Below are 25,129 nucleotides of genomic sequence, written 5' to 3' on the forward strand. Positions count from 1 at the left end.
TCAATACCTATTCAATGACACGTCTAAAAGGAGGAAGGGCATCAATCAATGATTTGCCATAACGTTTAGTGACTAAACGACGATCTAAAATGGTCACACGACCATAATCTTGTTCTTTGCGTAGCAGTCGGCCACAACTTTGGACTAATTTACGTGAAGCATCAGGAATTGTCAGCTGTAAAAATGGATTACCGCCTTTTACTTTTAAGTATTCCGCGTGAGCTTGTTCAACCGGTGATGTCGGCACTGCAAATGGCAACTTTGTAATGATGAGATTTGTTAAATAATCACCGGGTAAATCAAGACCTTCAGAAAAACTGCCCGTGCCGAAAATAATACTAGGTAAGCCGTCATCACAGCGCTTTTTATGTTGTTCTAATATTTGTTGACGTGGAATAGCGCCTTGCACAAAAAGTTGTTCTTTAGAAATTTTTCCTTCAACTAATTCAACCACTTTGTCCATTTGCCAGTAGGAAGCAAACAGCACTAGGGTGGCCATTTCACCATCAATTAATGTCACAATATGTTGTGCCAGTTCTGCAGTGTAATTATCGTCGGTAGGTTCATTAACCATTTGAGGAATGAATAAGGTGGCATTATTTTCATAATCAAAAGGAGACAGTAAAGCTAAAAAACGACTGCCATCGTTGATTGATAATCCAATTTGGTGAGCAAAATGGTTAAAGCTATTTAATGCCCGCAGGGTGGCACTGCACAATACGACTCCAGCGGCTTTTTGCCACAGCATGGACTCAAGCATAAAGCCGACTTCTATAGGCGATGAACAAAATAGATAATCTTGCTGTTTGCCTGTTATTAGTTCAGCCCAACGTGCCATTGGTGCGCCTTTTTTGCTGTCCTCTTTAGCCATCATTTTCCATAACTTATGTAAGTTATCTAGTCTTTGTAAGATGAAGCCTGTTTCAGACAGCAAACCTTCAGATTGATGCTTAGGGACTTCTCCATCCTTGATGGCTTCATTTAACACAGAAACGACTTTATTAAACTGCTTTACAGCAGAACCCGATGCCGTGGCCAGGTTTTCTGCCTGTATTAATAATGATGGCGGTAATTTGCCATGTTCAAACCGAAGCCGAGATTCAGGATTGGCAAATAGCTGCGGCTGAGTATCACAATAATGAGCCACTTGGGTGAGTAAATTAGTTAAATCTGTGGTGTGATCAAGCATCGCTTGCACTGGGGCAATAATATGGGTGGTTTTGAGCTGATTCTGCAGCTTAGAACAGGTCTTTGAGGCCTTTTCTAACCAATCACATGCTCCTCGCAATGTGGCTTGAGCACTGGAAAAGTCTCTTGCGACAATGGGGAGATGGTGAGCTTCGTCGATGACATAAAACATGTCTTCCGGTTCAGGTAAAATGACGCCACCACCAAGCTCTAAATCGGCAAATAAGAGGCTGTGGTTAACAATTAACACATCCCATGTGTCGACGTCTTCACGGGCTTTATGAAATGGACAATTATGGTGCGCCGATACTTGACGGTGGCAACTGTGTTTGTCACAACAAATTTGTTGCCATAAAAAATCAGGGATAGGGTGCTTTAAAGTATCGATTTCACCATTCCAACGTTTTTGGTGGAAATCTTGATGTAGCTTTTGTAATTCATTAATTTGACTTTGATCGGGCTTGGTTTGCCACATAGCAATTTGCGAGCTGTCTTGTGCGCCGATCATAGCTTCAAGCTTGGCTAAACAGACATAGCGTTGACGGCCTTTTACCAGACCAAATTTAAAATCAATACCGGATTGCTGTAAAAAATATGGCAAGTCTTTATGCAGTAATTGTTCTTGAAGTGCTACGGTTGCAGTGGCAATGCAGACTTTCTTTTTCGTGGCAACGGCTAAAGGAATAGCGCCTAAAATGTAGGACAAGGATTTACCAATACCAGTACCCGCTTCAACCACAATAATCCGACGGTCTTTGTCATATTCACCTGCTAACGTTTTAGATATTTCCGCTACCATATAGTTTTGCTCGCGACGCGAGCGAAATTGCGGCATTGATGTGGCAATTTCTTTATAAATGGTACGAATTTGACTTTTTATCTTATCCGGTAGCATAGGAAGTATGATTTCTACATAGACTGAATTATGCTGTACATAATAACAGTGAATTAGCATGCCACGAAGTAATAAATCAAATTGAGTAAACTGGTGCAGGAATTCAAACCCGAAGTAAAGCCAACAAATAACCCGGCTACTGATCATAATGTTCAGGGACAAGTATTAACGCGCCATGCGATTTATCGACATGGGCAATTAGTCTTGCAATATTATATTAAAACCGCTCAGGGGCCTGTGCTAGCAGAGCTTTATCACAGTGAGGTGATATGTTTCTGTCGTCAGCAAGATGTTGATCTATTGAGCCCAAAAGTCGGTTTCGTCCTTAAAGCGGAATCAATATCACTGATGAGTTTTGCCCATGAACCGATTAGTGCATTGTATCTAAAGTCTAATACCCAGCTAAAATTAGTCAGTCGCATTGCTCAAGATATCGGTATTACCTTATTTGAAACCGATATCAGGCCAGAACAACGCTTTCTTATTGAGCGCTTTATCGCTTTAGACATTGAGTGTGTTGGTCGTTATCAAGATATGTATTCCGCTTCATCAATGCCAGTGTTATCGATTAATCGTGCCAGAAAAATACCTGCAGACCAAGTGGTTAGTATACCGCTTAAGATGATTTCGTTAGATTTTGAGTGCAGCTTTGCAGGAGAGTTATATTCTGTTGGTTTGTATGGCCGCGAATATCAATGTGTATTTATGGTTGGCGAGCCGCAAGCGGATTGTCATCAATTTATTACTTGGGTTAAAGATGAAGTTGAGCTGATACAGCTATTAATTGCGTGGTTTAGTGAATATGACCCCGATATTATTATCGGTTGGGCAGTGGTCACCTTCGATTTAGCTTTATTATATAAACGTTGCGTATTACATAACATCCCTTTAATCATTGGCCGTGGAAATACCGAGTTAAGCTGGAAAGTAGCCGAAAAATATCGACCAGAAACCTTATCGCTCCCAGGGCGAGTGGTGTTGGATGGCATTGATTGGCTTAAAGCGGCTTTTTATCAATTTGATAGCTTTTCGTTAGAGTCTGTATCGCGACAATTATTGGCAGAAGGAAAAGCCATTGACCATGTTGAAAATCGTGGTCAGGAAATTACCCATTTATTTGAACAAGATAAAAATGCGCTGGCTTTTTATAATATTACCGATTGTCGCTTAGTCTGGGATATTTTTGAAAAAACTCAGTTATTAAACTTCGCACTTGAACGTGCCAAGTTAACCGGTTTGGAATTTGGCCGCGTTGGCGCATCAATTGCGGCATTTTATCACTTGTATCTTCCTCACTTACATCGAAGTGGGTTTGTGGCACCAGCACATCCTGCCAGTAATGGTTTAGAGAGTCCTGGTGGCTATGTTATGTCCTCTATCCCTGGCTATTATAAAGATGTTTTAGTATTAGATTTTAAAAGTCTATACCCATCGATAATCAGAACATTTCTTATTGATCCTAAAGGATTAGTCGAAGGCATGTATATAAATGATGTCACAGGTGACACAAACACAGTAGCAGGGTATTTAGGGGCTCATTTTAGTCGTAACTCGCCAATTTTACCGGCACTGGTTGCTAGTCTTGCAGAACAAAGAGAGTTAGCCAAAAGTGATAAAAATGCGCCTTTATCGCAAGCAATAAAAATTATTATGAACTCCTTATATGGAGTGCTCGGCTCTCGAGGTTGTGTTTTTCATGATGCAAAATTAGCCAGTTCAATTACCATGCGCGGTCACCAAATTATGAAACTGACTAAACAGTGGATAGAAGAGTGCGGTTATCAGGTGATTTATGGTGACACCGATTCCACTTTTGTGTGGTTAGGCGATAATCATGGCATTACCGATATTCAAGCTGTGGGTAAGCACCTGTCGGTATCGATTACTCAGCGTTGGCTTCAATGGTGCACGCAAGAATATCAATTAGACAGTTATCTCGAACTTGAATTTGAAACACATTTCGAACAATTTATTATGCCCACACTAAGAGGCTCAGATGAAGGCAGTAAAAAACGCTATGTTGGTGCTGTATTAAATGAGGCTCAACAATTGCTATTAACCTTTAAAGGTATGGAGCAGGTAAGAAGCGATTGGAGTCCGATTGCCCGTAGGATGCAATACCATTTGTACGAACTGTTTTTTAAAGGCGAAGATGTGATTGATTACTTAACCAATGAGCTGGCAGCAATTAATCATGGAGCCAGGGACAATGAACTGATATTTACAAAGCGCTTAAGACGTAATGTCGAAGATTATACCGCAAAATCATCACCTCATGTGAAAGCGGCTAAACAGCTTGCCGATATTCTAGGAGACAAAAACGTTACCCGAAAAGGCCAAAAAATCCGCTATGTCATGACTCTAACGGGAGCACAGGCCATTGAAGCCAAACCGACTAATATTGATTATGAATATTACATCAGTAAACAAATTCAACCCATCGCAGAACCCATCCTACAACTTTGTGGGCATTCTTTTGACTCACTGGTAAATAATCAACTGCTATTACTTTAATCTATTCATCTCAAATATTAGCTTGTCGCCACAAGATAACAGCATGCATTTAGCTGGAATGGTTAAGTACTCTTCCATAAGAGAGGTTAGGATTGTTTACATTTATCAAAAGCAATCCAGTTGATGAAATGTTAAATTATTATCAACATATCTCTTTTTATTAGTCGATAAGATTTTTATATTTGCTCCAAGTGATGAAAAAAGCTTACTTCGAACAAATGGTAAATTAAAACATAATGTTAACTTTCTCTATTTAGATTTAGCAAAGCCTTACTTAAAAAGCCGTCAAACCTAGTCTGTTGTTTTTTATAGTAAAAAAAACACCCTGTTCATAATTGTTAACAGTTGCTTTTGTTACATTTGATTAACTTTTGTGCTTACAGTTCATCAGTTGTTGATTAGTTGTTTCAAATGTGATTTTATTGCATCTGTAATTGGGTGGTTGTGATTGTTTTCTGTTGCATCCTCTCATTGAACTAACAACTAAAAAGTTGTTAGCATTATAAGAAAGACATAAAAAAGTCCAGGGAGATAGACAATGCATAAGAACGTATTAGCTAAATCAGTGCGCTTAGCACTGATCAGTGGTGCAGCAGCAGCTGCATTCGCTTCACCAGCAGTTTTTGCTGCTGATGAAGATGGCGCAAAAGTAGAACGTATTGAGGTTACTGGATCGCGCATTAAGCGTTCTGACCTTGAAGGCGCTTCACCAATTACGACTATTACAACTGAAGATATGAAGATGGAAGGTAACTTTACAGTTGCTGACGCACTTCGTAACAGTAACTTGAACTCTTTCGGTTCATTCTCTGAGCGTTCAGGTAGTTCTGCACAATCTCAAGCAACGATCGATTTACGTGGTGCAGGCTCAAGCCGTACTCTAGTACTTATCGATGGTAAGCGTTTCCCAGGTTCACCTACTCTAGGTGGTGCATCTGCTAACTTGAACGCTATTCCAATGGCCGCAGTAGAACGTATTGACATTCTGACTGACGGTGCATCTTCTACTTATGGTTCTGACGCGATTGCTGGTGTTGTTAACATCATCATGAAGAAGAATTATCAAGGTATCGAATTCAACGTTGGCGGTGGTTCTCGTGACCAAGACGGCGGATTAACAAGTAAAGAATTCTCTGTTGTTGCTGGTTATCAAATGGACAAAGGTAACATTACTTTCTCGTTTGACCACCAGGATCGTAAAGGTATTTCTGACGCTGACCGTCCATACACTGCAGCGAGCATGACAGATTTCAACGGCGACGGTGAAATCCAAGCTTATGAAGAAACTTCAGGTTGGAGTATTTATGGTGCAACTGTAGCTGCTCCAGATTTCTCTACTGCACAAGCATCATTATTATGTAATGACTTAGAAGCACAGTATGGTTCAGATGTATTCCAAACTGTTAAAGCTGACAATGATTGGGGTGGAGCTGGCTCTACTTATTGTATGTATGCTTTTGCTAACGTTTCTTATAACAAAGCATCTACAGAGCGTAATACTGTTTATGTTGATGCTAACTATGAAATTGCAGAAGACATTGAATGGTTTGGCCGTGTGATGGTTACTGCTGGTAACTCATTTGGTCGTTATGCGCCTCCTGCAGCAGCTTGGAATAGCATGGCAGCAGACAACCCACATAATCCATATGGTGAAGAAACCACTGGCTATTTCCGTTGGGTTGGTATCGGTACTCGTGACGGTAACGTTGACGATTACAACCAAGATTATTTAACTGGTTTGCGTGGTACGATTAGTGCGCTAAACGATGCTGAGTGGGAATTTTACTACCACCACAACATCGCTGATAACAAGTCTATCGGTGAGTACTACTTAAGCTATGCTGGTCTAGCTTATAACCAAGCAAATGATATTGATTTAGGCTCTGAAGCTGGTATCAATAACATGAAAACCACAACCTTAACACAAGGTCGTGCTACATTTGATCAATACAGTGCTGGTATTGGTTTTGACGCGTTCGAATTACCAGGTGGTGCTGTTGCACATTACGTTGGTATGGAATATTTCGACCAACAATATAGCGAAGTGTATGACGCTCAGTCAGAAGCTGGCTTAGTTGGTGGTAGTGCTGGTAACTCTGCTGGTGGCGATCGTCAAGTATGGGCAATGTTCTATGAAGCGGTATTACCGTTAACAGATGACATTGAATTAAACCTTGCAGCTCGTTACGATGATTACAGTGATTTTGGTGATAACGTAGCACCAAAAGCTTCTGTTCGCTGGCAAGCTCTTGATAACGTTGTAGTACGTGCATCTTACTCTGAAGCGTTCCGTGCGCCTTCATTAGATCAGTTGTATGCAGCAACAACATTCAGTGCTGATACAGGTACCGATTATCCGTTCTGTGAATCTGCAGGTATCTCTGATGCAGATTGTAGTTCAAAACAGTATGATACTTATATTCGTGCTAACGATAGCCTAGGTCCTGAAACATCTAAGTATACTAACCTAGGTGTTGCATGGGATATCGTTGATGATATCGGTGTTAAGGTCGATTACTTTAACTTAAAAATTGATGACGTAATCAGTCGTCGTACAATTACCAACGTTATGCGTGGTATTGGTGCTGGTACTCTAGCAGAAAATGACACTTTCTATGTTAAACGTGCTCCAAATGGCGTTGATGGTTCATTAGGACGTGCTTTAGAAGTTGGTACTGGTTATGGTAACGGTGACAAATTAGAAATTACTGGTATTGACGTCGCGCTTAACGCTAAGTTTGAAACGGCAATTGGTGATATCGGCTTCAACTGGAACAACAGTTTCGTGCTAGATTATATCCAAGAAGTTGAAGGTGGTTCTGAAGCCGTTGACATCGCTGGTTGGAATGGTTCACCTGACTACAAGTCTAACTTTACCACTAACTACAGCATGGGCGATCACAGATTCTCATGGAACATGAGCTACACAGCATCTACTTATGAAGATGATGATACTGGCCATTTAGATTCTTGGTTAATCCACAATATCAGCTACGTGTATGATGCAGGTAACTATGGTTCATTGTTATTAGGTGTTAACAACCTAACAGATGAAGATCCAGTACTGAGTTCTGTTGGAATATACGAAAACCCTGATCTATATAACAACTACGGTCGTGAATACCGTGCAAGTTATACTCTTAAGTTCTAATATTTAATTAGACATAAGACAAGAGAGGCTCCTTCGGGAGCCTTTTTATTTAGTTTATATTTACCCACGGTATTTTTGGCTTAGCTGTTTAACTCATAATGGAAAATAATTCAGATATCAATATTATTCCTTGTGAGTATATTTATGTGAAGGTTAGGTATCGTTGGCTTGAGTTAAACTCATTTTTATCAATTTATCTCATCCTGAGTTGAGATAATTAAGCAATACATTGTCATTAATTAAGGAGAATCAATGAATAATCACTGGAGTGAATATTGGCAGCAAGGACACACCACGTCATTCGGTGAGGCTTTATCTGGTAATTATGACGGCATATTGAAAAGTGTGTGGAAACCGATTTTTAATGGCTTAACTGAAAAATTTTTAGTTGTCGATGTTGGTACTGGTAATGGCTCATTACCTCTGTTACTTCGCGATGAATTATTAACCAGTGAATTAACCGGTAAGGTTGTTGGTGTCGATTTAGCAGAAGTTAGTTTAGCTAGCTCTGAAAACCAAAATAATCATAATATTGATATCGCCTTGATGTCTAATACTCGCTGTGAACAGCTCCCATTTGAGGCAAACTCCGTAGACCTTTATATATCCCAATTTGGTTTTGAGTATTCAAATGTCGAAAAATCTCTTCAAGAAGCAAATAGAGTCATAAAAAGTGATGGTCAGTTTGTTATTGTGTTTCACCATAAACGTTCGATGATCCTCAATCGAAACCGAAGAATTTTGAATTTAATACAGAAAAAAGAAGTCAATTTGCTTATAGAGTGTTTAGTCAAAATGGCTAATGCAATGGGCAATGTCAATAATTCGAAAGATGTTGATCGTATTAAAAAAGATCCACAATGTGAGAGCGTTAGAACAGAAATCAATCAATTGATTAAATCGCTAGTAATGTTTGATGACGCGGCAGCTCAAGATTGCGAGTTGATGCGCTTTGTGGCTCAATTTTTTAAAAATGGATTATTCTGGCCTGTTACAAAAAAGTTAGAGTTTATTGAATTTATTACAATACAAATGGATACGTTAAAATTACGTTTAACTGAATTGGTTGATGCATCTTTTGATGAATCAAAGTTAGCTATTTTTTTGGAAAAACTACAGCTCAATAATATGACGTTAAATGAACTTAAAATACTTAAGAATGATCAAGATGAAGTATTAGCTTGGTATTTGCATGCTTCAAAATTATTTTCATAATTAGAAAAAAGGTGAGGTTACAATAAAGTAACTTGGCCATTACTTTGTAAGCTATTGAATAAAAACAAATAAAAATTATCCCTTAACACTTAATTACTACATAATCATCTTGCACATGTTTAATTATTAACCTTTCATCAACATTCGCTCCTATAACGGCTCTTTCTACTAGTTTTTAAACTTTTCAAATGTTGACATAGGTCAACATTTTGTGGAATGATGCTAATGGGTCTGCGCCTTAATAGGTGCAGAAAAAGGAAGAAAAACTAACAATCACAAGAAAAAGACGTACTTAGTTGAAGTAACATTGATCACAATTTTAGATCATCGCTATTTCACAAAGTTGAACTTTTTAATTCACTTCAAATTGGTTGGGAACTATGTCCAAGGTAAGCAATAGAACAAAAATCGCTACTGCACTTGTTGGCGCTCTGGCTTTAGCTAGTAGCAACTTCGTTGTTGCAGATCCTCTAGCTGACGTTCAAAAAGCGGATAGTAGCCTTAATGCTGCTTCTGCTGCGTCACAACAGAAAGTCGACAAATATTTTGACCAAGCACAAGACATGCTTTTTGAGTATGGCAGCGTAGCTGATGAGCGTGAATCATTGAAAGCATACAATGATTACGTTGCAGGCTTGGTAGCTGATCAACAAAATTCACTTGATTTAATTCAAACTGATATCAATGGCGTTGATAAACTTCGTCAAGGTGTTGTGCCATTAATGTTTAAAATGGTTGATGCTCTAGAACAGTTTGTTAATTTAGATTTACCTTTTAATACGGAAGTTCGTCAGAACCGTGTTAAAAATCTAAAAGATATTCTTAATACTGCAGAAGTTACATTGGCAGAGAAATATCGTCTAATCCTTGATGCTTATAGCATTGAGCGTGAGTATGGTAATTTCGTTGCTGTACATACCGGTAAGCTAAGCCTTGACGGCAAAGAAGTGCTAGTTGATTTCTTTAATTTAGGCCGCGTTGCACTTTACGCACAAAGCTTAGATCAAAAAATAGCATGGATGTACGATGCTGATGCTAAGTCTTGGAACAAGTTAGACGACAGCTATCTACGCGACATTACTAAAGGTATCCGTATTGCTCGTAAGCAAGGCGCATTAGACCTATTCGCATTACCAATTCCTGCTGCGGAGACTGCACAATAATGAAGAAGTTAATTACATCAGTGCTAGTGGCTGCAACTTTCTCTTTAACGGCTGGTATGGTTTCTGCTGCAGATGCACCAAAAACCATTGATCAACTATTACAACAAGTTAAAGTTGATCGTGCTAATGAAGGCAAAACAAACGCTAAGCGTGAACAAGAGTTTCAAGCTGAACGTGGTGATAAAGCTGAATTACTTAAGCGCGAGAAAAATGCCCTTGCTGCTGAAAAGCAACGTGGTAAAGATTTAAACCAAGCATTTTTAGATAACGAGCGTAAAATTGCTCAGTTAGAAGAAGACTTAAAAACCGCACAAGGTGACTTAGGTGAGATGTTTGGTGTTGTTAAAGGTGAAGCTGGTGATTTCGCTGGTAAGCTAGCAGCATCTAACATTAGTGCTCAGTATCCAGGTCGCGATGCTTTTATTGCTGAACTTGGTGCGCGTAAGTCACTACCTAAAATTGAAGAGTTAGAGCAGTTTTGGGAAGCTCAGCTTTTTGAAATGGTTCAATCTGGTAAAGTTGTTAAATTCCAAGGTGACGTCACCGCGATCGATGGCAATGTTGAGACCACTTCTATCCACCGTGTAGGTCCTTTCAACTTAACTGCTGATGGTAAATATGTTGTTTACAAGCCAGAACTTGGTTTAATTCAACAGCTATCACAACAGCCAGAAGGTTACCAAGTTAGCGCTGTTGGTACATGGGAAGACACTACTTCAGGTGTAGCTCCTTTCTATATCGATCCTGCTCGTGGCGTGTTATTGAATATTTTCACTAACAAAGCTAGCCTAGAAGATCGTTTAGAAGCCGGTGGAACTATTGGTTATATCATTCTTGCTTTATTAGCATTGGGTGCATTAATTGCTATTGAGCGTCTAGTGACTCTTACTATCATTGGCGGTAAAGTTAATAGCCAACGTAAGAACATTGAGAAGCCTGGTAATAACGCTTTAGGTCGCATCTTAAAAGTGTATCAATCAAACAAAGATGTTGATGTTGAAACACTTGAGCTGAAACTTGATGAAGCGATATTAAAAGAAACACCTGCTTTAGAAGCGCGTATTTCTATCATCAAAGTTATCGCAGCTATTGCTCCTATGATGGGTCTATTGGGTACTGTTACCGGTATGATCGCAACCTTCCAATCAATTCAATTATTCGGTACTGGTGACCCTAAATTGATGGCTGGTGGTATTTCAATGGCGCTTATTACGACTGTTCAAGGTCTTATCGCTGCATTGCCTCTAATGTTATTACATGCAATCGTAGTAGCTCGTAGCAAGTCTATTGTTCAAGTTCTTGAAGAACAAAGTGCTGGTATCATTGCAGAACATGCTGAGAAGAGGGCTGACTAATGATGCTAATCCTGATGGACGTATGGGATTCCGTCAGGGGCTTCATGGCCTCCGGAGGCGATGTCCTCTGGCTGGTTGCAGCTGTGCTATTCCTAATGTGGGTGTTAATGCTTGAGCGTTACTGGTATCTCAACTGGATATCACCAAAACAACATCAAGCCGTTATCGCGTCATGGGAAGCAAGAGAAGAAACGACTTCTTGGCATGCTCACCGTATCCGTGAAGCTTGGTTATCCCAAGCGAAGCAAGATTTGAATGCACGTATGCTGTTAATCAAAACCTTAGTAGCCATTTGTCCAATGATTGGTTTATTAGGTACTGTAACCGGTATGATTTCAGTATTCGATGTGATGGCAGTTCAGGGGACGAGTAATGCTCGTTTAATGGCCGCTGGTATCTCTATGGCCACTATGCCAACTATGGCAGGAATGGTTGCAGCTCTATCGGGTGTATTCTTTAGCACTCGTTTAGACTCAAAAATGAGAATCAGTTTAGAAAAGCTAAAAGACAGCATGCCTCACCACTAGAGAGAGATTGAACATGGCACGTAAGAAGCATTCCAGTATGGAAGAGGAAGCGCAGATTGATATGACCCCGATGCTAGACATCGTGTTTATCATGCTGATCTTCTTCATTGTAACAACATCGTTTGTTAAGCCATCAGGCTTAGACTACAACAAGCCTAAAGCGTCACAGGCTACGTCTAAACCATCGGCAAACATCTTTATTGGCATCAGCAAAACTGGCGTCATTATGATGGAAAACCGTCAGGTTGATATCGAGCGTGTAACTGCAAACGTAGAGCGTATGTTAGCGGAAGCACCAGAAGCAGCTGTATTGATTCAAGCAGACAAAGACGCTTTACATGGTTTAGTCGTTAAAGTGCTTGATAATGTTAAAGCTGCCGGTATTGACAAAATTTCAGTATCAGCGGGGAATGAGTAATATGCTAAGAGCACTCGTATCAATAATCATTGGTGCTGCAGTGACTTTTGGGCTGTTTGCTTTCATGGCTTTCCTAGTCGGCGGTGGCGCACAACGCAACGGCGACTCAGTGGAATCCCCTGTTATTGAAATTACGATGGATAAACAGGATTCGAAGGCACAGAAAAAACCAAGGGTTACACCTAAGCCACCTCCACCACCGGAGCAGCCACCGAAGCCGGATACTACTCCGCCAGATTCATCAACTAATATTGACACTAATATGGCGTTCAATATGGGTGGTATCGAAGCTGGTGGACCAAGTACAGGTTTTAAACTTGGCAATATGATGACTCGTGATGGTGATGCTACCCCTATCGTTCGTATTGAGCCACAGTATCCAATTGCTGCTGCTCGTGATGGTAAAGAGGGTTATGTTCAACTTTCATTTACGATTAACGAACTTGGTGGTGTTGATGATGTTTCTGTCATCCAGGCTGAACCTAAACGTTTATTCGATCGCGAAGCGATTCGCGCATTGAAGAAATGGAAATATAAGCCAAAGATCGTTGATGGCAAGCCATTAAAACAAACCGGTATGACAGTTCAGCTTGACTTCACACTAGAGAAAGGGAGGTAGATAATGCGTAAAGTTACTAGTATCGCTACAGCGTTATTACTTTCAGTCTGTGGAAGCGCACTATTGTCAAACTCTGTAGTGGCTGCTGAAAAGTGTGAAATTGATAAACGTCAATCTCGTGCTGTTGGCGAAAGCGCTGCAAAAAAAGTTCAAAAATCTTTTGAAGCATACACTGAAGGAAATTTAGACCAAGCTATTTCAATTTTGCTTGAGGCTAATGCTAAAAACGATTTCGATAAAGCTTATGTCGATCGTATGTTAGGTAACTTCTATGCCGAAAAAGGCCAGATGAAGACAGCAATCAAATATTTAAAGACTGCTGTTGACGCTGATATTCTTGGTGGTACCGATCATGCTGCAACAATGCGTTTGTATGCTGATTTATTACTCCAGGAAAAAATGTTTAAAGAGGCTATTCCTTACTACTACAAGTGGATGGATTTTACCTGTAAGGCTGATTCGCAAATGTATCGCCGTATTGGTATTGCCTACACTGAGTTAAAAGATTGGAATAAAGTCCTTCAAGTATCTGACAAAGGTTTATCTTTAGCTGAATCGCCTGACAAGGGCCTATATCAGATGAAGTTAACCGCTTACTTTAACCAGAAAAAATACAAAGAAGCCGTAAAAGTATTAGAAACTATGGTGCCTTTGTTCCAAGACGATAAACGTCTCTGGGTACAGTTAGCTCAGTTTTACTTAATGACTGAAGATTATGATAAGTCACTTGCAACATATGATTTAGCCTATAAGAATGGCTTTTTAGAGACAGACAGTAACATTACCCGTTTGTCTCAGTTGTTAGCACAAAAAGGTTCGCCTTACAAAGCTGCTACCATTTTCGAAAAGCATTTAAAGTCTGGTCTTATTGTTGAAAACGAGAAGAGCTTATCAACCCTTGCTGGTTTTTATCATAATGCTAAAGAGCTAAAAGAAGCCGCTTTCTATTATGGAAAAGCCGCTGCCGTTAGTAATAAGGGTGATTTGTATTTAAAACAAGGTCGCATTCTTGCTTTAGATCAAAAGTTCGATGACGCTATTCCTGTGTTTAAAAAAGCACTTGATGCAGGCATCGATAATCCGGGTGAAGCTCAGTTTGAGCTAGCTTTAGCATACTTAAGCCTGAAAAAGTACAAGTCTGCTTATAATCGTGCGGTGCTTGCCGCGAATGATAAGAAGACCGAACGTAGTGCTAAGAGCTATATTTCTTACATCAAAGAAAAAGCTCGGATTCACAACGTAGCGCTTTAATTTAAGCTCGCAAAAAAAGCCCCTTCTAGGGGCTTTTTTATTAGCTATTAAAAAATATTAAATCAATTGGTTATGTCTTTGAAATGGTTTTTATTCCGATGTTTAGCGGTCTGTCATCATAGTTGTAAATGCATATCAGTACATATTCACTACCGATTAATTGTTAGTTTGTGTGTTTTTAGTGAAGTTTAGTTTCTTGTCGAGCAAGCCAAAGTTACAATGACATTATTGTACAAGGTTAATAATGTTGTTTAGATTAAAAACTGTACTGTGATACATCGTCATCTTTATATTAAGCCTTTGACCTTTTAAGGATAACAAGGCGTGAGTTAATTTGTGTTTAAGGAATAATAAAAATGAATAAAACATTGTTGGCGTTAACTGTGTCCTTACTCCTAGCTACCCAAGGTTGTTCTGACAATTCAACGGTTACGTCTGTATCTAAAACCACTTCAGAGCCTAGCGCAGCCGTTATGCCTCAATCTGTCTCTGAGCAGTATTTAGCTATGGTAGATAATTTTTTTAATGATCAACTTAAGCTTGAACCAATTTATGCCACTTTTGTAGGCGTAAATGATTATAACGATCAATTTGGTGGTGCATTAACTGATGAATACTTAAAGGCTCGTCATGAGTTGAATAGTCAATATTTCAGTCAAGCCAAAACTATTGATGTTGATAAGCTTCCTGCTTCACTTAAACTCAGTTACGACATGTTTATCTACGATCGAAATATGGAGCTTATTGGCGAAACTTATCCTGAATATTTCTTACCAATTAACCAGTTTTATAGCACAGTATTTACTATGGTTCAGTTAGGAAGTGGTGAAAGTGCTCAACCATTTAAGACGGTAAAAGATTATCAAAATTGGTTGGCTCGTTTACGTGGATTTATTAACTGGACCAAGCTTGCCCAACAACGAATGGATGAGGGCATCGCTAGCAAAGTCGTATTACCACGAGTACTTGTGGAGCGCATCATTCCTCAGTTAGATGCTCAACTTGTTACGGATGCACAGAGTAGTATATTTTATTCACCGATAAACTTGCTACCAGATGATTTTACTGCGGAACAAAAATCACAACTTACTACTGAGTATACTCAACTCATCAATGCCGAATTATTACCTGCTTTAACTCAGTTGCGTGATTACGTAAAGAATGATTATTTACCAAACTCCCGTGCTTCTGATGGTTGGTGGGGATTACCTAATGGTAAAGACTGGTATCAGCATTTAGCCAATAGTCACACAACTACCACTTTGCCTGTCGATGAGATACATCAAATTGGATTATCTGAAGTTGCGCGTATTTTATCCGAAATGGACAAAGTTAGAGTACAAGTTGGTTTCAGCGGTGATCTAAAGGCATTTTTTGCCTCTTTATCTTCAGAACCTCAGTATTTCTTTACAGATAGACAAGATTTAATTGATGGTTATATGACCATTAAAAATAGAATTAATCAGGTGTTACCGCAGTATTTTAATGTGATGCCAAAGGCCGATTATATTGTTAAACCAGTAGAAAGTTTCCGTGAACAGTCAGCAGCAGGTGCATCATATGAATCTCCTGCTGTGGATGGCTCTCGTCCGGGGATCTTTTATATCAATACTTATAACTTAAAAGCGCAGCCGAAATGGGGAATGACAACCCTTTCTTTGCATGAAGCTTCACCTGGTCACCACTTTCAGATTTCAATTAAGCAAGAGTTGACCGAGGTACCGCAATTTCAACGCTTCCAAGGTTATACTGCGTTTGAAGAAGGTTGGGCACTGTATTCAGAGTATTTAGGTGTTGAAATGGGCCTCTTTAACGACCCTTATCAGTATTTCGGTAAGTTATCAGATGAAATGCTTCGAGCTATGCGATTAGTGGTTGATACAGGTCTTCATGCCAAAGGTTGGAGTCGTGAGCAAGCTATTCAATACATGATGGACAACTCACCAATGGCAGAGTCCGATATCATTGCTGAAGTAGAGCGTTATATGGCAATTCCTGGTCAAGCCTTATCATACAAAGTGGGGCAACTGACAATTTTAAGGTTGCGTGCTGATGCCGAAAAAGCGCTTGGCGACAAGTTTGACCTTAAAGCTTTTCATGACCAGTTGTTAACGTCAGGTTCTTTACCTATGGCGGTGATGGAAAACAAGATTGCTGATTGGATTCAATCTGAATCAACCAAATAATGTTGCACAAGTTTGGTGACTAAATGGTGTCATCATTTTGTCATTATGTTAGTGTTATTTTTTAGTAGATATTACATTTATAGGAGCCATATCATGGTACAAGCAACAGCTAGACACTTACTTGTGAGTAATCAGGAACAATGTGAAACACTTAAGCAACAGATCGAAGCCGGCGCCGATTTTGCTGAGATTGCTAAGGCAAACTCTTCTTGCCCGTCTGGAGCACAGGGTGGTGATTTAGGTTCTTTCGGTCCTGGCATGATGGTCAAAGAATTTGACGAAGTAGTGTTCAGTGCGCCGTTAAATGTTGTTCAAGGACCTGTAAAAACTCAATTTGGTTATCATTTACTTGAAGTGACTAGTCGCGCCTAGTGTATATTAATTAAGTATCAAAAATGGCAGCCTAGGCTGCCATTTTTCTTGATAAGAAATAGAGGGTGTATGGACATAAATCTTTTTAGCGATCGGTTGATATTACGAAATTTACAAACGAAGGATTGGCCGAACTTTCTTCGCTTGCACCTCGATAAAGATATAAATCAATATATTCGCCGTATTGAATCTGAGTCAGATATCGTTGCTAAATTTGAGCAACGTAAAGCCGCTTGGCAATTTGAATCTGGTGAATGGTTATCTCTGGTCATTGAGCAGATCGACACGAATGAGTTTGTCGGCCTTATTGGCTTTCGATGTGATGATGCTCAATTAAACAGAGCAGAGGTGGGTTACCTTATTGCACCAGAAAAGCACGGTTTTGGATTCGCTACTGAAAGCTTGCGAGCCGTAACCGACTGGGGAGCTTTGCAATTTAATATGCATAAATACATCGGTATTTGTGACCAACACAATACCGCTTCACGTAGAGTCCTTGAGAAAGTCGGTTTCATTCTTGAAGGAACGTTAAGACATAATAACTGTATTGATCAAATATGGTCAGATGATTGCTACATGGGATTGTTGACAGCGCAAAGAGAGTAACGCTTTTACTCATCGCGTCTTTAAATAAAATTAAATCTTCTTGGTACTATATTCTAGCGTGCATTTGTCACATAATACGTAATACAACTGAAAACTATTCTCGTTAACAAGTGAAACTTTGATCTAGATTTGAGTTTGACTGGTTCAGTTCAGATAAAATTTTTAGCGTTATTAATGTTGTTGAAGGTAGTGTGACATGAAGCTGAGTGAACTTAAGCCAGGTGATCAGGCAATTATTTCTGAAATCGGTCAATTAACTTTACCGCAAACGGTTAAACGTAAATTGTTATCCATGGGCATTACTCCCAACACTCGTTTTCATTTTATTCGCCGTGCCCCTATGGGCTCGGGTGTTGAGTTAGATTTACGTGGCAGTAAACTATGTATGCGTTGTGATTTAGCCGATATTATCGAGGTAGTTCTAAAAAATGACTAAACAATTTCATTGTGTCACTGTGGGCAATCCAAACGCGGGTAAATCGACTCTTTTTAATGCCCTTACTGGCGCTAGCCAGCAGGTGGGTAATTGGTCCGGTGTTACCGTAGAAAAGAAGACTGGGAAGTTTAGTGACTCTGGTATAGATATTTTTCTCACCGATTTACCCGGTATTTATGATTTATTACCAGCCGGAAATAGTTGTGATTGTTCACTCGATGAACAAATTGCGCAAGCGTATCTTTCAAACCAACAAGTGGACGCTATCATCAACTTAGTTGATGCAACCAATGTTGAGCGTCATCTGTATTTGACTACCCAATTACGTGAGTTAGGCATTCCTATTATCGTTGTCATTAATAAAATTGACGCAGCGAAAAAGCTGGGGATTAACATTAATGTTGACGACATGTCGGTCCGCCTCGGTTGTCCTGTCATTGCAATTTGCTCTCGAAATCAAGCCGATGTTAAGCATCTACAAACTGAACTATTGTCATTATTGAAAAAAGGTAATACCGCAGCATCTTTATTATTGCAGTATCATGCTGATATAGAAGCAAGTGTTATTGCTTTACAGATACAAAATGATGCACAAGGACTTGCAGAGCTAAGTCGTGGACAAGCACTGGCTATTTTAGCTAACAGCCATGGTAATGACTGTGGTTCAAGTGAAACCCAATTACATGACACGGTAAGACAGTGTACTCAACGGGTTGAACAAGCCGGTCAAGATATCGATATTATGATCGCCACCACCCGTTATGATTTTGTTCAACAGGTGTTTGAGGCATCAGTAAGTACTGGCACACATGTTAGTGTCACCGATAGGCTTGATAAAGTCGTGTTACATCCACTGCTAGGTATCCCTATCTTCTTGTTTGTCATGTACCTAATGTTTTTATTTAGTATTAATGTTGGTAATGCATTTATTGATTTCTTTGATATTACTGCTGGCGCTATTTTTGTGGATCATTTTGGTGCCTTGTTGTCGTCAATAGGCTCGCCAGATTGGATTGTAACCATTTTGGCTGGCGGCGTTGGCCAAGGTATTCAAACTGTTGCGACCTTTATTCCTGTTGTTGCCGCACTATTTTTGGCTCTCTCGGTACTTGAAGGCTCAGGCTATATGGCTCGAGCAGCTTTTGTTGTTGATGGTCTAATGCGTCGCATTGGTTTACCGGGTAAAGCTTTTGTGCCTATGATTGTTGGTTTTGGTTGCTCGGTGCCTGCCATTATGGCAACGAGAACCTTAGGCAGTGAGCGTGAACGTATCGTTACTGGAATGATGGCGCCATTCATGTCTTGCAGTGCTCGGCTACCGGTTTATGCATTATTTGCCGCGGCATTTTTCCCGCAGTCTGGTCAAAATTTAGTATTTTTACTGTACATTATTGGTATTTTTGCCGCGATTGGTACTGGGTTATTATTACGAAAAACAGTTTTGCCTGGAACCAGTAGCGCTGTTGTCATGGAATTGCCAAGTTATGAAATGCCTAAATCTAAAGCGGTTTTCTCTCGCACCACGAAACGCACTAAAAGCTTTATTATGGGCGCAGGTAAAACTATCATTATCGTCGTCACACTGCTTAACTTTATCAATGCTATCGGTACTGACGGCTCCTTTGGACATGAAGATAGTAAAGAATCTATGCTCAGTGTTGCCAGTCAACAAATTACCCCATTGTTTAGGCCTATGGGAATAGAGCAAGATAACTGGGCGGCAACTGTAGGTATTATCACCGGTATTTTTGCTAAAGAAGCTGTCGTCGGTACATTGAATAGTTTATATAGCAATGATGAAGGCGAACAAGTTGAACTGGTTTCAATTTGGGATAGCGTCAAAATAGGTTTAGCCACTATTCCTGCAAATTTACTTGGTATTGAGGCTGGTGATCCATTATCGATTGCTATCGCGGGTATTAGTGATTTAGATGAAGCTGCCATCGCATTATCTGTTGACTCTACGACCTTCAGTGCGCTGCAAACGGGCTTTAAAAGTCAGATAGCGGCGTTCTCATACTTGTTATTTATTTTGCTTTATACCCCGTGTGTGGCGGCTATGGGAGCTTTGGTGCATGAGTTTGGTACCAAATGGGCGCGTTTTGCTGCTATTTGGACATTCTCATTAGCCTACGGCTCAGCTACAGTTGTATATCAAGGGGCTACCTTTACTCAGCATCCTCTGCAATCTGCCAGTTGGATCGGCTTTTTTGTTATGGCTTTGATTGGTTTTTATTTTTGGTTAAACAAAAAGGGCAGAAAGGCTCAACAAATTATTCCTGGAATACGCATCATCACTGAGTAGTTAAGCTAAAACGTTTTGATTTACTCGATAAACCCAGCAAAGCTGGGTTTATTTGCTTTATCGGGTTAACTTTTTCAAGCCTAGGAGTTGTAACTACATAAGATCTGTAGGATCATCTATTTTTATTCATATTGCCATTGTGCGCCAAGAGGAATTCCATGAGTCATATGGACACTGAAGTACGTCCAAGTAACTTCATTCGTAATATCATAGACGAAGACCTAAAAAGCGGTAAGCACAGCCAAGTACATACACGCTTTCCACCGGAACCAAACGGGTATTTACATATTGGCCATGCTAAATCTATTTGCTTGAATTTTGGTATCGCAAAAGATTACCAAGGTCAATGTAACTTACGTTTCGATGATACTAACCCTGAAAAAGAAGATATTAACTATGTTAAGTCTATTCAGGAAGATGTGCGTTGGTTAGGGTTTGAATGGTCTGGCGATATCCGTTATTCATCAAATTATTTTGACCAATTACATCAGTATGCCGTTGAGTTAATCACCAAAGGTCTCGCTTATGTTTGTTTCTTAAATGGGGAACAAACCAGAGAACATCGTGGTACGTTAAAAGAGCCGGGTAAAAATAGCCCTTATCGTGATACTAGTGTTGAAGAGAACCTCGCATTATTTGAAAAAATGCGTCTAGGCGAATTCAAAGAAGGTGAATGTGCTCTGCGCGCAAAAATAGACATGGCATCGCCATTTATGTGCATGCGCGATCCTATTATTTACCGTATCCGTTTTGCTCACCATCATCAAACAGGTGATAAGTGGTGCATTTATCCAATGTATGACTTCACCCATTGTATTTCTGATGCGATCGAAAATATCACCCATTCGATTTGTACGTTAGAGTTCCAAGATAACCGCCGCTTATATGACTGGGTACTGGATCATTTAGATGATTTTCAAGCACCAAACCGTACTCGTCAATATGAGTTTTCGCGTTTAAATCTTGAATATACTCTGATGTCTAAACGTAAATTAAACGATTTAGTTACCCGTAACTTAGTCGACGGTTGGGATGATCCGCGTATGCCAACTATCGCTGGCCTTCGTCGTCGCGGCTATACTCCTGCATCAATTCGAGAGTTTTGCTTGCGTATAGGCGTTACTAAACAAGAAAACTTAGTCGAAGTAGGCATGCTAGATGCGTGTATCCGTGAAGAGCTTAACGAACATGCCCCTCGTGCAATGGCTGTTTTAAGACCGATTAAAATCGTGATTGAAAACTATCCTAATGCACAACCAGAAGCCATTACGGCGCCTGCTCATCCTAATAATGAGGCTATGGGCACTCGTGAGTTATTTTTTGGCAAAGAACTTTTTATTGATGTAGAAGATTTTAAAGAAGAGGCTAATAAGCATTTCAAACGTCTTGTACTCGGTAAAGAAGTCCGCCTACGTAATGCTTACATCATCAAAGCTGAACGTTGTGATAAAGATGCTGATGGCAATATCACTACCGTTTATTGTAGTTACGATGTAGATACTTTAGGTAAAAACCCTGCCGATGGCCGTAAAGTTAAAGGCGTGATTCATTGGGTTGACGCGGCAACGGCGAAACCAGCTGAGTTTCGTATCTATGATCGTCTATTTACCAAAGAAAATCCTGCGACATTTGAAACTGTCGATGAGGTCATTAATCCACAGTCTTTGGTGGTGTTAAATGGCCTAGTGGAACCTAGTTTAGTCAATGCTCCTGCTGAGAAATCTTATCAGTTTGAGCGTGAAGGTTATTTCTGCGCAGACAGTAAAGATTCCAGCGCTGATCACTTAGTATTTAACTTAACGGTACCGTTAAGAGACACCTTTGCTTAATGAGTGTTGAATGATACAAAAAAGGCGCTTTAAGCGCCTTTTTTATTATATTTTTAACTAAATGATTATTGCATCATTGGGCCTAAACCAATACTCCATAAAATGACACTACTTGCCATCAGTGCAACCAGTAATACTAAACCTGCTGTAACAACTGAGCTGGCATAAATAAAACCTTTTTCTTCAGGTATATTCATAATGATGGGCACTCCTGCATAGAGCAGATACACCGAATAGGATAATCCGATTAATCCAATGACCATTATGAACCATAATACAGGATAGAGTGCTGCAAGACCGACCATGAATAAGGGGGTTGCAGTATAGGAAGCCAATTCGAGCGCTTGAGTATAGGTTGGATCTGCATCAAATGTTCTACCCATCCAAAAAGCTAAGTAGGCGAGTGCCAGAACGCCAATAATTAAGCCAAAATACATCGCAATTGACATTAATAGTGCGCTTTGTGATGTCAGAAATAGTGGTTCTCCGACGCCTGGATGCCATCCAATATGAGCCGTTGCAAAATAAGCACAAACGGCAGGAATGAGCGCAATAAGCAATATATGACTCAAGCTGCTTTTCAGTGCTTCATGATTTTTTTCAATTGTTTGCCACTCTTTTTTCGGATGAGTGTAAAGCCCCATTAAGTGATTCAATACCATTATCGTTATCCTTGTTTAGCATTTTTGACCTAGCTCGCCAAACAACGACGAACTGACTACAGCTTTTTATCCATCGCCTTAATCAGTCCACATCAACTTAACAACCTATTTTGTATTGGCAGTAAACTCATTCCATCGTTGCCAATATCTATGTTGTTCAGTTATGACCCTATCCCACACTAGAATCATCATTTAAGGTGATCGATTGCATCTGTTATAAAAGCGTTAAATTAGATGCTTAGCTTATTTATTGAACATAAATAGACTTTCGTCAAGGAGTATTACGTTTTTGGCTTCAGAAATGATCACTCTACAGGTAAACTGAGCGTAGATTCTTGACTGAGTTATTCATTCTATGCAGCAATTACTTGCGCCAATTCATGACTTTTTAGGTTGTGAGACCCCAGACCTTTGGGTTGAAAAAGCAAAACAACCGTCGCAATTAATCCAATTGCTTATTGACCATTGCAACTGCGAGCTCAAAGCTGCGCAAACAGCTATTTTAATGATCCGCAAATATGCGATTGATAAAAGTAGCGCTCATCTATTAAAGGCTTGGGCAAAGCCCTACGAGGATTTTGTTTACCAACAAGACCGTGACGCACATGCCTTTTTGGCTCGCGATAGTAAAAAGAATGATATCACTAGTGAATTAGTCGCCAATGAGCACTTAGCTTATAGTGCTGATGTCATGAGTAAAATGGTGCGCCTGATCAAAGAAGAGTTCCATCATTTTGAACAAGTACTACAGATTATGACGGCACGAGGTATTGATTACAGTAATATTCGCGCAGGGGGTTATGCCAGGCAATTGATCATTCATGTGCGAACCCATGAGCCACTGACCATTATTGATAAATTAATTATTGGGGCGTTTATTGAAGCGCGTTCGTGTGAGCGATTTGCTAAAATTGCGCCACACTTAGATGATGAGCTGGCTAAGTTTTACACCTCATTACTTCGTTCTGAAGCTCGGCATTTTCAAGATTATTTAGCCCTTGCTCAAGATATAGCAGGCGTTAATATCAGCGAACGAATTGATTACTTTCGACAAATTGAGAAGAGATTGATTTTGGCTGAGGACAGCGAATTTCGTTTTCACAGTGGTGTACCGAGTCAATAGCTCAATGGTTGAGCGCATCTCATTAAGGCTCACAGATAATGTGTCATCATTATCACAAGTGAGCCTATTTGGTGTCTGAGAAGGGCAGTGTAACTAACTCGCACCCATGTTCATTCACATTTAAGACGCTACCTTGAGTATACCAGTCGCCCACTACTACGCGTTGATGTGTTACAGATAATTGATGAATCGCCGGACGATGCGTATGACCATGGATCATGCGTTGGCAGCCAGTACTCGCCAGCAGAGCAGTCACTGCGCTTGGTTCAACATCCATAATTTCGTAGTGTTTTTGTTGATTACCTTGGACACTTTTTTGACGAATTTTTGCAGCAATGTTTAAGCGTGTCTTTTTAGGTAAGCGAGCATATAACCAGCGCACGACTCTAAAGCTTCTAAAGCGTCTGAATCGCTGATAGTCAACATCAAGTGTGCAAAGGCTATCACCATGCAAGATAACAGTATTCACACCGTACAAGTCGATACAATACACTTCAGGTAATACTTGCATGCCTGCTCGTTGGCAAAATTGTTTACCCACCATAAAGTCACGGTTACCATGAATAAAGTATACAGGTAGCGTGTTTGATACCATTTTGATTGCATCAGCGATAGCAACACTAAATGACTCAGCAATATCATCACCCATCCACACTTCGAATAGATCGCCAATGATATAAAGCGCTTCAGCATCGTCTAAACCATGATTTAGAAAATACACGAAGGCTTGAGTAATATCGGGACGATCAGCACTTAAGTGCAAATCGCCCACAAAGATTGTTGTTTTCAAAATTACGCTTTAACGCTAACGCTTTTGATCACAATAGCTTCTAATGGTACATCTTGATGCATACCATTATTTCCTGTTGGGACATTTTTGATTTGCTCAATGATGTCTAACCCTTCAACGACTTCACCAAACACACAGTAACCCCAGCCTTGCGAGGTTTCTGATTTAAAATCAAGGAACGTATTGTCTTTGACGTTAATGAAAAACTGTGCAGTTGCTGAATGAGGATCAGAGGTTCGCGCCATTGCAACAGTGCCTTTGCGGTTAGATAAACCGTTGCTAGCTTCGTTTTTGATTGATGCTTTAACACTTTTTTGGCTCATGTCTTCAGTGAAACCACCACCTTGGATCATAAAACCGTCAATAACACGGTGAAAAATAGTACCTTCGAAAAAGCCATCTTCAACATACTGCATAAAGTTAGCGGCAGTAATAGGCGCCTTTTCTTCATTTAGTTGTAAAGTAATATCGCCCATATTGGTATGTAAAGTAATCATGTTATCTCACTTGAAAATATTAATTTG

General features: G+C 39.9%; 20 protein-coding genes. 16 read left to right on the top strand and 4 right to left on the bottom strand.

The window, feature by feature from the left end:
- Positions 1-7: 7 nt before the first annotated feature.
- Positions 8-2,083: an ATP-dependent DNA helicase DinG gene (dinG, locus tag H5164_RS02830; protein ID WP_124016385.1), complete on the bottom strand. Its 2,076-nt coding sequence runs from the start codon at positions 2,081-2,083 to the stop codon at positions 8-10.
- 93 nt (positions 2,084-2,176) lie between these two features.
- Here dinG and H5164_RS02835 point away from each other — a divergent pair, with 93 nt between their 5' ends.
- The 15 genes from H5164_RS02835 to glnS all read left to right on the top strand — a co-directional run bounded on the left by H5164_RS02835 (position 2,177) and on the right by glnS (position 22,030).
- Complete coding sequence (locus H5164_RS02835) at positions 2,177-4,597, top strand: DNA polymerase II (RefSeq protein ID WP_182754660.1); 2,421 nt, start codon at positions 2,177-2,179, stop codon at positions 4,595-4,597.
- A gap of 538 nt (positions 4,598-5,135) precedes the next feature.
- Positions 5,136-7,748 carry a TonB-dependent receptor domain-containing protein gene (locus tag H5164_RS02840; protein WP_182697038.1) on the top strand — a complete coding sequence of 871 codons (2,613 nt, stop codon included), beginning with the start codon at positions 5,136-5,138 and terminating at the stop codon, positions 7,746-7,748.
- Positions 7,749-8,000: 252 nt separating this feature from the next.
- Positions 8,001-8,963 carry a class I SAM-dependent methyltransferase gene (locus tag H5164_RS02845; protein WP_182697037.1) on the top strand — a complete coding sequence of 321 codons (963 nt, stop codon included), beginning with the start codon at positions 8,001-8,003 and terminating at the stop codon, positions 8,961-8,963.
- A 380-nt stretch (positions 8,964-9,343) separates the two neighbouring features.
- A complete protein-coding gene (locus H5164_RS02850) occupies positions 9,344-10,126 on the top strand; it encodes a DUF3450 domain-containing protein (RefSeq protein ID WP_124016389.1) in 783 nt (260 codons plus the stop codon).
- Positions 10,126-11,481 carry a MotA/TolQ/ExbB proton channel family protein gene (locus tag H5164_RS02855; protein WP_124016390.1) on the top strand — a complete coding sequence of 452 codons (1,356 nt, stop codon included), beginning with the start codon at positions 10,126-10,128 and terminating at the stop codon, positions 11,479-11,481. The genes H5164_RS02850 and H5164_RS02855 overlap by 1 nt, the downstream gene beginning before the upstream one ends.
- On the top strand, positions 11,481-12,008 hold the full coding sequence (locus tag H5164_RS02860) for a MotA/TolQ/ExbB proton channel family protein (RefSeq protein ID WP_124016391.1): 528 nt from the start codon (positions 11,481-11,483) through the stop codon (positions 12,006-12,008). The genes H5164_RS02855 and H5164_RS02860 overlap by 1 nt, the downstream gene beginning before the upstream one ends.
- Positions 12,009-12,021: 13 nt before the next feature.
- Positions 12,022-12,426 (top strand): biopolymer transporter ExbD, encoded by a 405-nt coding sequence (locus H5164_RS02865; RefSeq protein WP_124016392.1) that lies wholly within the window; start codon positions 12,022-12,024, stop codon positions 12,424-12,426.
- A 1-nt stretch (position 12,427) separates the two neighbouring features.
- Positions 12,428-13,045, top strand: coding sequence for an energy transducer TonB (locus tag H5164_RS02870; RefSeq protein ID WP_124016530.1), 618 nt, complete (start codon positions 12,428-12,430; stop codon positions 13,043-13,045).
- Between the two features lie 3 nt (positions 13,046-13,048).
- Positions 13,049-14,296 (top strand): tetratricopeptide repeat protein, encoded by a 1,248-nt coding sequence (locus tag H5164_RS02875; protein ID WP_124016393.1) that lies wholly within the window; start codon positions 13,049-13,051, stop codon positions 14,294-14,296.
- A 356-nt stretch (positions 14,297-14,652) separates the two neighbouring features.
- Positions 14,653-16,482, top strand: a complete 1,830-nt coding sequence (locus H5164_RS02880; RefSeq protein ID WP_182754662.1) for a DUF885 family protein — start codon at positions 14,653-14,655, stop codon at positions 16,480-16,482.
- A gap of 93 nt (positions 16,483-16,575) precedes the next feature.
- Positions 16,576-16,854, top strand: a complete 279-nt coding sequence (locus tag H5164_RS02885; protein ID WP_124016395.1) for a peptidylprolyl isomerase — start codon at positions 16,576-16,578, stop codon at positions 16,852-16,854.
- Positions 16,855-16,923: 69 nt separating this feature from the next.
- Positions 16,924-17,460 (top strand): GNAT family N-acetyltransferase, encoded by a 537-nt coding sequence (locus H5164_RS02890; protein WP_182722124.1) that lies wholly within the window; start codon positions 16,924-16,926, stop codon positions 17,458-17,460.
- Between the two features lie 196 nt (positions 17,461-17,656).
- Positions 17,657-17,896: a FeoA family protein gene (locus H5164_RS02895; RefSeq protein WP_011638067.1), complete on the top strand. Its 240-nt coding sequence runs from the start codon at positions 17,657-17,659 to the stop codon at positions 17,894-17,896.
- Positions 17,889-20,201, top strand: a complete 2,313-nt coding sequence (gene feoB, locus H5164_RS02900; RefSeq protein WP_182754664.1) for a Fe(2+) transporter permease subunit FeoB — start codon at positions 17,889-17,891, stop codon at positions 20,199-20,201. Before H5164_RS02895 ends, feoB begins: the two co-directional genes overlap by 8 nt.
- Before the next feature lie 158 nt (positions 20,202-20,359).
- Positions 20,360-22,030, top strand: a complete 1,671-nt coding sequence (gene glnS, locus H5164_RS02905; protein ID WP_182754666.1) for a glutamine--tRNA ligase — start codon at positions 20,360-20,362, stop codon at positions 22,028-22,030.
- 65 nt (positions 22,031-22,095) lie between these two features.
- On the opposite strand, the gene H5164_RS02910 is transcribed toward glnS, so the two are convergent.
- Positions 22,096-22,692, bottom strand: coding sequence for a Yip1 family protein (locus H5164_RS02910; protein ID WP_124016399.1), 597 nt, complete (start codon positions 22,690-22,692; stop codon positions 22,096-22,098).
- A 355-nt stretch (positions 22,693-23,047) separates the two neighbouring features.
- Here H5164_RS02910 and miaE point away from each other — a divergent pair, with 355 nt between their 5' ends.
- On the top strand, positions 23,048-23,815 hold the full coding sequence (miaE, locus tag H5164_RS02915; protein ID WP_182754668.1) for a tRNA isopentenyl-2-thiomethyl-A-37 hydroxylase MiaE: 768 nt from the start codon (positions 23,048-23,050) through the stop codon (positions 23,813-23,815).
- Between the two features lie 64 nt (positions 23,816-23,879).
- Here the strand turns inward: miaE and H5164_RS02920 are convergent, their stop codons facing one another.
- Positions 23,880-24,605 carry a UDP-2,3-diacylglucosamine diphosphatase gene (locus H5164_RS02920; protein WP_182754670.1) on the bottom strand — a complete coding sequence of 242 codons (726 nt, stop codon included), beginning with the start codon at positions 24,603-24,605 and terminating at the stop codon, positions 23,880-23,882.
- Positions 24,606-24,607: 2 nt separating this feature from the next.
- Positions 24,608-25,102 (bottom strand): peptidylprolyl isomerase, encoded by a 495-nt coding sequence (locus tag H5164_RS02925; protein ID WP_124016402.1) that lies wholly within the window; start codon positions 25,100-25,102, stop codon positions 24,608-24,610.
- Positions 25,103-25,129: the final 27 nt, after the last annotated feature.

Source organism: Shewanella sp. SG41-3, from assembly GCF_014164545.1.
Lineage (GTDB): Bacteria > Pseudomonadota > Gammaproteobacteria > Enterobacterales > Shewanellaceae > Shewanella > Shewanella vesiculosa.